The 9170-nt window shown below is 68.6% G+C and carries 9 protein-coding genes; 2 read left to right on the top strand and 7 right to left on the bottom strand.

The window, feature by feature from the left end:
- The 7 genes from B9S57_RS27015 to B9S57_RS27045 form a co-directional block, all read right to left on the bottom strand.
- The coding region (locus B9S57_RS27015) for an IS3 family transposase (RefSeq protein WP_308457423.1) at positions 1-993 on the bottom strand (993 nt) is incomplete at its 3' end.
- A complete protein-coding gene (locus B9S57_RS34670) occupies positions 990-1373 on the bottom strand; it encodes a transposase (RefSeq protein WP_181011488.1) in 384 nt (127 codons plus the stop codon). The genes B9S57_RS27015 and B9S57_RS34670, both read right to left, overlap by 4 nt.
- Positions 1370-1936, bottom strand: coding sequence for a DUF6262 family protein (locus tag B9S57_RS27025; protein ID WP_181011491.1), 567 nt, complete (start codon positions 1934-1936; stop codon positions 1370-1372). The genes B9S57_RS34670 and B9S57_RS27025 overlap by 4 nt, the downstream gene beginning before the upstream one ends.
- Positions 1933-4404, bottom strand: a complete 2472-nt coding sequence (locus B9S57_RS35000; RefSeq protein WP_219818598.1) for a tyrosine-type recombinase/integrase — start codon at positions 4402-4404, stop codon at positions 1933-1935. The genes B9S57_RS27025 and B9S57_RS35000 overlap by 4 nt, the downstream gene beginning before the upstream one ends.
- 2 nt (positions 4405-4406) lie before the next feature.
- Positions 4407-5546: a tyrosine-type recombinase/integrase gene (locus tag B9S57_RS27035; protein ID WP_219818599.1), complete on the bottom strand. Its 1140-nt coding sequence runs from the start codon at positions 5544-5546 to the stop codon at positions 4407-4409.
- Positions 5547-6063: 517 nt separating this feature from the next.
- Complete coding sequence (locus tag B9S57_RS27040; protein ID WP_103759824.1) at positions 6064-6486, bottom strand: DUF6409 family protein; 423 nt, start codon at positions 6484-6486, stop codon at positions 6064-6066.
- A 119-nt stretch (positions 6487-6605) separates the two neighbouring features.
- Complete coding sequence (locus tag B9S57_RS27045) at positions 6606-7496, bottom strand: hypothetical protein (RefSeq protein ID WP_103759825.1); 891 nt, start codon at positions 7494-7496, stop codon at positions 6606-6608.
- Between the two features lie 301 nt (positions 7497-7797).
- Here B9S57_RS27045 and B9S57_RS34675 point away from each other — a divergent pair, with 301 nt between their 5' ends.
- Together B9S57_RS34675 and B9S57_RS27055 are read left to right on the top strand one after the other, a co-directional pair.
- Positions 7798-8181 (top strand): transposase, encoded by a 384-nt coding sequence (locus B9S57_RS34675; RefSeq protein ID WP_181011488.1) that lies wholly within the window; start codon positions 7798-7800, stop codon positions 8179-8181.
- Positions 8182-8201: 20 nt separating this feature from the next.
- Positions 8202-9170 (top strand): IS3 family transposase (locus B9S57_RS27055; protein WP_107499030.1); only part of this gene is annotated, 969 nt, incomplete at its 3' end.

The raw sequence follows: 9170 nt of genomic DNA on the forward strand, positions 1-9170 counted from the left end.
GGGGTCGTTGATCCATGCCTGGCGGGGGATCGATGGTGGGACGGGGCGGCGGTTGAACCGTTCCGGGTGCCGTTCGTAGGCGGCTGTGAGGGTGGTGGCTCGTTGCTCACGTACCAGTTCCGCGGTGCCGAAGTGCACGCTGGCCGGCGTGTGGTAGCCGATCCCGGAGTGCCGGTGGACGTGGTTGTAGTAGCTGATGAAGCCGTCCATCCACTCCCGGGCGTGCGTCAGCGAGTCGAACCTGCGCGGGAAGTCGGGCTGGTACTTGGCGGTCTTGAAGTGGCTTTCGCTGTAGGGGTTGTCGTTGCTCACTTTGGGGCGTGAGTGGCTGCGAGTGACACCGAGGTCAATCAGCAGCTGGGAGACCTTCTTGGAGGTCATGGAGGTGCCCCGGTCGGCGTGCACGGTCTCGGGCACGATGCCGTTGCGCAGGATCGTCTCGCGGATCAGCTCCTCGGCCCGGTCGGCTGATTCGGCCCGCTCCACTGTCCAGCCGACGATGTAGCGGCTGTAGATGTCGATGATGACGTAGGCGTGATACCAGATGCCCTTGTCCGGACCCGCCAGCTTCGTGATGTCCCAGGTGAACACCTGCGAAGGGGCGTCGGCGACCAGCTCGGGCACGGTCCTGGCACCATGGGTGGCGATCCGGCGCCGCTCGCCGTCCTGCCCGGCCTCCTTCAGAATCCGGTACATCGTGCGCTCGGAGCAGTGGTAGCGGCCCTCGTCCAGTTCGCGGGCGTAGATCTGGGCCGGCGGAAGTTCGGCGTACTCGTCGCTGTTCACCAGCGCCAGCACGGTGGCCCGCTCTGCGGCCGACAGTGCGGTGACCGGGGCCGGACGCGGTCGCCCAGGTGCCGGCGGCCTGGGATGCAGCCGCCGGTGGTGGGTCGCCCGGGAACGTCCGGTGATCCGGCAGGCATCCACGATGCCCACCAGCAGCCTCAACTCCTCGACCGCCGCGTGCAGATGGCCGTCCAGGACGTGGCTCAGTCCGCGCTCCTGGACAGTGACTGCAAGAGCGCGTGTGTTTTTCCCAGCACCTCCAGTGCCGCGTTCTTCTGGTCCACCTCCGTGCGCAGCCGCTCGTTCTCCCGCCGCAGCTTGGCGTTCTCGGCCTCGGCCGGGTGCTTCCTGGGGCGGGCGGGACTGGTGCGGTGGTCGGTCAGCTGCGCGAGCGCACCGGCGTCGCGGGCGGTACGCCACTCGATCACGTGCGAGTGGTACAGGCGCTCGCGGCGCAGGATGGCGCCCTTCTCGCCGGCCGGGGCGCCGTCGTACTCGGCGACGATCCGCAGCTTGTACTCGGCGGTGAAGGTGCGACGCTTCGGCTTCGGCGCAGGATCGGCGCCGGGACCGCTGGTGCTGGTCATACGTGTGGTTCTCCTGCTCGCTCGTCCACCCAGGCTAACTGATTACACCAAGGCGTCTCGCCTAACGATGTCAGGGAGGGGGCGGCGTCGAGGTCGTCGTCGCGGTCGGCGAGTTGTTGCCGCAGCTCGGCGATGTGCTGTTCGAGCTGGTTGACGCGTTTCTGTAAGTCGTCGTGATCGGGGGGTCCGCCGAGGCCGGCTTGTTGCCAGACCTGTTCGCCGATGGCTTCGGTGAGACGCTGTTCGAGGTGGCGGATGTGAGTGTCCTGACGGCGGATGCGGTCGGTGAGGTTCGCGATGTCCGCGAGGAGGGACTGCTTGCTTGCGCTGGGACCTGTGATGGTGCCGGGTGGCGGTTCGGCGGCAGCGCGTGCGGTGACGGCTGCGTGCAGGTCCGGGTGCCGGTAGATGAGGCTGCGGTGCACTCCGGCAGCCCGTGAGACGGCGGAGACGGTGATCTCCTCGCCGAGGGTGGCGAGTTGATCGAGTGCGGACATGACCTTGGTGCGGCGTCGTTCGCTGTCTTTGCGCCGGGCTTCGGTGAGGCACTTTGCGCTGTTCATGGGCGGTGTTCGTTCCTGGTCTGGTCGATGAAGGAGCCGATGACGGGCATGCCGAGGTCGACGACCTGGCGGGTGCGGCGCAACGCGTTGGCGGCTTCCTTGATCTGTTCGCGGTCCTCGTCGGTGAGGTCGTCCATGGAGTCCTCGACGCGGTGGATGAGCTGGCGGAGCTTGCTGATCTCGGTGTCGGACGGGGCTGCTTCGGTGCGGGCCCACGGGTCGAGTTCTCCGGTGGCCAGGACGCGTTCGCGGTCGCGCAGGAGGGTGTTGAGGTAGTCCTTGAGTTCGGGCAGGTAGGAGGCGTCGGTGCGGAAGTGGCCGCAGCCCAGGCAGCGGAACCGGAACGGGCAGGCGTGGCCGCCGGCCTTGACGTTGCTGGGCTCCATGCAGATCCCGAAGGGCACGGAGACCTGTCCGATCCGCAGGCGCACATGTTCGTCGTCGAGAGCGCCCTGGATCTTCTGCCAGGTGCGCTGGCCGTGGCGGTCGAACTGGTGGGCCGCCACTCGCTCGACCGCCTGACGCATGCGCTTGCCCGTAATGCGGTAGTAAATCTGAGTTGTCCGCATCGAGCGGTGGCCCATCAAATCGCGCAGCACATCGGGTGGGACTCCGGCGTCCGCGTGTCGTTGGGCATAGCTGTGCCGGTAGGCGTAGGCGTAGATGGCCGCCTTGTTGAACTCGATGTCACCGTCGGCCAGCAGCGGGGGCAGGGAATCGACCCAGACCCGGTGGATGGACGTGAGGGAGGCTTCCGTCAGGCAGCGGGCGCCGGTGGGGCTGCGTTTCGGGGCGGGCGCCAGAGCGAGTTCGCCGAGCGGGGTATCGGGGAAAAGGTCCTGGACGAGGCGTTGTTGGGCGCGTACGACTTCTGCGGTGGCGTCCGCGATCGGCAGGCGGCGGCCGGGCCGGTTGTTCTTGTAGTCGTGGTAGATGAGGACGCTCTTGCCGTCGGCGCTGGTGGCGAGGCAGTCCCAGGGAAGACGGCAGATCTCTTCGGGGCGGCGGCCGGTGTCGATCAGGAGCTCGGTGGCGACGCGGAATGAAGGGCCGGAGCGGGCTTCCAGTTCCGGCAGGGCCTGGCAGAGCTGGGCAAGCACGCGGTCGGGCAGGGCCCGGCCGGGTTCGTCGTCATCCGGTGGGCGGGGGATGTCCTCGGCGAGGAAGGTGAACTCCGGGGGCAGGGTTCGGGTGATGTCGCCGGGCATCCGCTTGCCGCGGTTGCGCAGGTCGTTGATGACGCGTTTGACGTTGCGGCAGTCATTGATCCGCATGTAGAGGGTGATCTTGCCGATGCTCGTGAGGTAGGCGAGGCGGTTGAGGAAGCAGATGGCATCCTCTCGGCCGAGCCGGGCGGGGATGTCTCCGCGATCGTCGGTTCGGTGCAGGCGCAGGCTCTCGGAGAGCCTGGTCGTGCTGGCCACGTAGCTCTGCATGACGGAGCCGACCGCTTTGCCGCGGCGGCGCGGCATTTCCTCGCTGACCCAGTACTTGACCACCTCACGCAGCCAGGGCTGGGTGATCTTGCTGAAGTCGATGGTCTGGTTGCCCTGTCCGAAGACGGCGGCGTTCCAGGTGTCCTTGTGCCGTTCGGTCTCGGGATCGGAGGCGGCCAGGCGGGCGGCCTTGACGATCGTGGACCGCAGTGTGTCGATGCCCCGGATCGGGATGACCAGGTCCTCAAGGGTGCTGGCCTGCTGAGTGCGGGCGTGGGTGCAGAGCAGCCGCAGACGGAACATCTCGGTGATGTTCCCGGCTCGGTAGCGTTCCTGGAGGCCGATCAGGATCTCCGCGACGACGCGGGGCGAGAGGCCGCGCAGGTCGACCCGGCGGGCATCCCGTCGGGCGGGAACGCTCCGCAGCCAGTGCTCCAGATCGATCTGGGTGTCGGGGTTCTTGCGGCGCTGGGCCTGGAGCCGCTTGGTGTGTGGCAGACACAGGCCCTCTGCCGTTTGGGTGGTGTAGCGGCGCCAGTCGCAGAGGGCGACCCGGCAGAGGCCGGGGTGCGGGTAGGCGGTCAGGTCTGTGCGGGCGGTGAACTCCTGAAGGCTCTGGCCGCTTTGCTGGTAGGGCCACAGATGGGCGGTGCAGACCTTCGTCCGTGCGTTCTTGGCGGGCCTTTCGCAGTGGCGGACCGCGCAGATCGGCTCGTCCCATTCCTTGACCTCGCGGCGGTGTACGGCCTGAAACTCCTCCTTGGCCAGCCCGCTGGCCTTCCAGGTTTTGATGCAGGCGTAGCACCACGTCCTGCGGTGGGCGATCACGGTGCCGCAGCCCACGATGGTGCAGACCCGGTAGCCGACCAGCGGATCCTCGCTGGGAGGACGCCAGCACTGCGTGTCTTCGATCCAGCCGATCTTCGCCAGGAATTCGGTGTCCAGCTGGGCCCGCAGCCGCTTGGTGACCGACTCGTCGGTGTCGACGGCCGGCGCGGCGACGAGCGGCGTGGCCTCGGCGGTGTGGGCCATGGTCATTCTCCTTGTCGGGGCAGGCGGGGGCTGGGGACTCGCTCGACGGCCTCGCGGAGCCGCTGGTGTGAGGGATGCAGGTAGGGCTGGGACGATAGCGGTGATGCGTGGCCCAACAGATTGGCTAGTTCGTCGAGTTGGCCACCGGCGGCCATGATGTTGTCCGCGAAGCCGTGGCGTCCTTGGTGCGGGCGGATGCGTCGTTCCAGGCGGGCTCGGCGGCTGAGTGAGGTCATCAGTTCGTTGATCGCTCCGAGCCGCATCGGGGCTCCGATGCGGCCACGGAAGAGGTTGACCAGCAGGAAGTCGCCGTCGGCTGCTGTGGCGATCCCTGCCCGTTCGATGACGTACTGGTCGTGGGCCTGGAGGAGCAGGGAGTCGGCCGGGACCGCCCGGGAGCTGCGGGACTTGGCCCAGGCCCGGTTGGTGTTGTCGCGGCGGACGATGTGCAGGTGGCTGCCGGGGATGGGGCAGCCCAGCGGCCGGGCATCAAGCACGAAGTGCAGGTCGGCGCGGCGCAGACCGACGAGTTCCCCGCGGCGGAGGCCGGCGCGGGCCATCAGCAGCACGATCAGCCGGTCGCGAGCCGAGCGGCAGGCCCGCACGAGCGCGACGATCTCCTCGTCACTGGCGCGGTCGACTGGGTCGTCCGGCTCGTGCAGACGGTGGCGGACCTTGGCGTAACCGCGGGGAATTCCCAACTCGCCTTGCACTTCGGCGGGCAGGTCCCGGCTGTCGCCGGTCTCGTAGAGCTGGTCGATCACCCAGGCTGGGGCAGCCCCGCTGCTGACGGCGTACTTCAGGAACTCACGGACCGCGGCCAGTACCGCGTTGACCCGGCGCGGCCCGCGAACTGGTTTCGAGCCCGGCCCGTTGAACTCCGGCGTCGGCGACGGGCACCGAGGTGCGTGCCGGAGCCAGACCATGAACATGCCCAGGTGGCGTGCTCCGATCGTCCAGGCCCGGCCGCTCTCGGCGCACCAGCGCAGATACAGGGCGGTGGCACCTGCGTAGGACTCCGTAGTGGACTCCGCGCTGTCTCGGCCGAATCGCAGATGCCGCAGGAAGGCGTCCGCTGCGTCGACGAGCCGCAGTTCGCCATCCAGGACCGTCCAGTAGGCGACTCCGGACGGCAGCCGCACGCGAAACGACCGGAAAGCCGGGAGGGATTGTGGGCTCATGCGACAGGAACGACATCTCCACCGTGCACGACACCCCAATAGCGGCTGTCTCACCCGACTGAGTGGACCTGCGAACTGCGACAGTGCACGATGCACTTCGCACCCCAACAGAAGTTCCTTCTCGGCGGGTGTGGGTGATCTCGATAGTCACTGAACTGGCTTTTCCTGGTGAGAGTTTGGTCCGTCCGCAGGGCGGACCATGCGTTGGCAGCGGCGCTGCACCACGGGCGCGGGCCGTGAGGGACGATCGGCTCGCGGGTCGTCGCGCCTGCGCGACGACAGGGGCTGTCGCGCCCCCGCGGGGCGCGTCCGCTGCGGTCCGGTGCCCGTCGTCGGTCGGCGGAGCCGCCTGCGGCGGAGTCGGCCGGCGGCGGTGAACGCACCGGACCTGTCCTGCCGCCCCGAAGGGGTGTCCGCTTGGGTGCTGGGGGTTGCCGGTCCGGAGGTGTTGCCCTCCCCCGGACCGGCGGGGCCTTGGTCAGCTGCGGTGGAGCGTGTGCCGGGCGGCCGGGTCGGCTTCGGCCAGTCCGGTCCGCTCGCGCCATGCCTGGCGGACGGCGGCGCGGAGCGCGTTCCCGTCGTCGTAGGCGAACCGTCCTCGGCGCAGGCTGCGGACGATGTCGCGGAAGGTGTCCTGGTGCATCGTGGTCAGCGTGTCGTCCAACGGGGTCAGCTCGTGCGGGAACATCGCCTGGACGCTGTCGCCCGGCTGCGGGGCACCGAGGGTGAAGAACCAGACCACGGACATGGTGGCCTCGTCCGCGAACTCCGGCCCGCCGAACGGGCCGACGACGATGGCGGGGCGGGTGTCGAGCTGGTGGCCCCGGAACCAGGGGCCACCGATCACGAGCGTCGCGGTGGGGAAGTCCTGGACGGTGGGCTTCTTTTCGGTGGTGAGCATGTCGCGTCCTGTCTGGTGAGAGATTCCGCCGGGGCTGGTCGGCCCCGGCGGCGGTGTCGGTCGGGGGGTTGCCCTCCCCCTTCCGGCACCATTAATTAAACCATGTTCTTGGGTCCGGGTCAACCAGTCACGGCAAGTTCGCGGCGGCGCTCGGCGGCCGTGGTGACGGCGCGGGCAATGGCACGGCCGGTCTCGATGGCCCGTACGGCGGACTCGTGAACCGGGGGCTTCCTGTCCTGGGTGATGATGCCCGCGAGCGGCGGCATGACGGCGGGGCCCGGATTGATTCCGAGGATGAGCGCGGCCACGTGCGCGGCTGAGGCGACCTCGGCAGCGTGCCGGCCGGGAAGGGGCGCGTCCACCTCAGTGATACGTCGCCACGCGTGGCCGTACAGCAGGATGCGAACGGCATCGTCGGGGGCGTCCTGGGTGAAGTCGAACCCTCCGGCCTGCTCGGGGTCCTCGTGGTACTGGTTGCGGTATTGGTTCACCAGGACATCACGGATGACCTCGGCGGCGAGCGGGGCGGCGGCAGGCGGCTCGTAGGCGTCGCCGTCGGTCTGGCTGATATCGAAAACCGGCCCGGCCTTGAACCCCGACACCTTGCGCGTCTCACCCTCGGCGGCCTCGCTGGCGGCCTCTCGCCGCCCGCCGTCGGCGACTGCGGCCGTGGCCTCCCGCCCCTCCTCGGACCGCCGCTTGATCGGCGTCCAGATACGGAGGGAAGTGGACCCCTTAGCCGGGAAGCGCCCGACCTTTCGCCAGTCTCCGGAGCTGAGTACGTGGGTGGCGTTAGAGCACTGGGCAGCGATGGCCATGCAGTTGGTGGGGCTGCGGTCGTCGCGGTCCGGGTGGGTCAGGTTCGCGGCCGTGCGCATGACGGCGGCCCAGAACTCTTCGCTGGCGACCATCGCGCCGTACGCGCGATCCATGACGGCTTCGAGTTCACCGCGCATCTTGGCGGAGTAGGCCCGGCGCTCTTCGTCGGTCATCTTCGACTTACGGGGCATGTCGCGGTCCTCCTGGTGAGAGATCGTCCGGGGTCGGCTGGCCCCACGATGCCGGTCGGGGGGGTTGCCCTCCCCTTGCAACACCACTAATTAAACCATGTTACAGGGGTTGGGTCAACCTCGGCAGGGGCTCCGACCTGGCCTTTTCCCGCACCCCACGACCCGCACCCGCCCGGCCGGGCCTGGCCACAACGAGCCTGGGCGGGGTTCCCTCCTCGGTCCCCTCCCTGACATCGTTAGGCGAGACGCCTTGGTGTAATCAGTTAGCCTGGGTGGACGAGCGAGCAGGAGAACCACACGTATGACCAGCACCAGCGGTCCCGGCGCCGATCCTGCGCCGAAGCCGAAGCGTCGCACCTTCACCGCCGAGTACAAGCTGCGGATCGTCGCCGAGTACGACGGCGCCCCGGCCGGCGAGAAGGGCGCCATCCTGCGCCGCGAGCGCCTGTACCACTCGCACGTGATCGAGTGGCGTACCGCCCGCGACGCCGGTGCGCTCGCGCAGCTGACCGACCACCGCACCAGTCCCGCCCGCCCCAGGAAGCACCCGGCCGAGGCCGAGAACGCCAAGCTGCGGCGGGAGAACGAGCGGCTGCGCACGGAGGTGGACCAGAAGAACGCGGCACTGGAGGTGCTGGGAAAAACACACGCGCTCTTGCAGTCACTGTCCAGGAGCGCGGACTGAGCCACGTCCTGGACGGCCATCTGCACGCGGCGGTCGAGGAGTTGAGGCTGCTGGTGGGCATCGTGGATGCCTGCCGGATCACCGGACGTTCCCGGGCGACCCACCACCGGCGGCTGCATCCCAGGCCGCCGGCACCTGGGCGACCGCGTCCGGCCCCGGTCACCGCACTGTCGGCCGCAGAGCGGGCCACCGTGCTGGCGCTGGTGAACAGCGACGAGTACGCCGAACTTCCGCCGGCCCAGATCTACGCCCGCGAACTGGACGAGGGCCGCTACCACTGCTCCGAGCGCACGATGTACCGGATTCTGAAGGAGGCCGGGCAGGACGGCGAGCGGCGCCGGATCGCCACCCATGGTGCCAGGACCGTGCCCGAGCTGGTCGCCGACGCCCCTTCGCAGGTGTTCACCTGGGACATCACGAAGCTGGCGGGTCCGGACAAGGGCATCTGGTATCACGCCTACGTCATCATCGACATCTACAGCCGCTACATCGTCGGCTGGACAGTGGAGCGGGCCGAATCAGCCGACCGGGCCGAGGAGCTGATCCGCGAGACGATCCTGCGCAACGGCATCGTGCCCGAGACCGTGCACGCCGACCGGGGCACCTCCATGACCTCCAAGAAGGTCTCCCAGCTGCTGATTGACCTCGGTGTCACTCGCAGCCACTCACGCCCCAAAGTGAGCAACGACAACCCCTACAGCGAAAGCCACTTCAAGACCGCCAAGTACCAGCCCGACTTCCCGCGCAGGTTCGACTCGCTGACGCACGCCCGGGAGTGGATGGACGGCTTCATCAGCTACTACAACCACGTCCACCGGCACTCCGGGATCGGCTACCACACGCCGGCCAGCGTGCACTTCGGCACCGCGGAACTGGTACGTGAGCAACGAGCCACCACCCTCACAGCCGCCTACGAACGGCACCCGGAACGGTTCAACCGCCGCCCCGTCCCACCATCGATCCCCCGCCAGGCATGGATCAACGACCCC

It is taken from the genome of Streptomyces sp. SM10 (genome assembly GCF_002910915.1).
Lineage (GTDB): Bacteria > Actinomycetota > Actinomycetes > Streptomycetales > Streptomycetaceae > Streptomyces.

Coding starts and splice junctions, on each gene's coding strand:
- B9S57_RS34670 (WP_181011488.1), bottom strand. CDS start 1,373: ATGACCAGCACCAGCGGTCCCGGCGCCGATCCTGCGCCGAAGCCGAAG.
- B9S57_RS27025 (WP_181011491.1), bottom strand. CDS start 1,936: ATGAACAGCGCAAAGTGCCTCACCGAAGCCCGGCGCAAAGACAGCGAA.
- B9S57_RS35000 (WP_219818598.1), bottom strand. CDS start 4,404: ATGGCCCACACCGCCGAGGCCACGCCGCTCGTCGCCGCGCCGGCCGTC.
- B9S57_RS27040 (WP_103759824.1), bottom strand. CDS start 6,486: ATGCTCACCACCGAAAAGAAGCCCACCGTCCAGGACTTCCCCACCGCG.
- B9S57_RS27045 (WP_103759825.1), bottom strand. CDS start 7,496: ATGCCCCGTAAGTCGAAGATGACCGACGAAGAGCGCCGGGCCTACTCC.
- B9S57_RS34675 (WP_181011488.1), top strand. CDS start 7,798: ATGACCAGCACCAGCGGTCCCGGCGCCGATCCTGCGCCGAAGCCGAAG.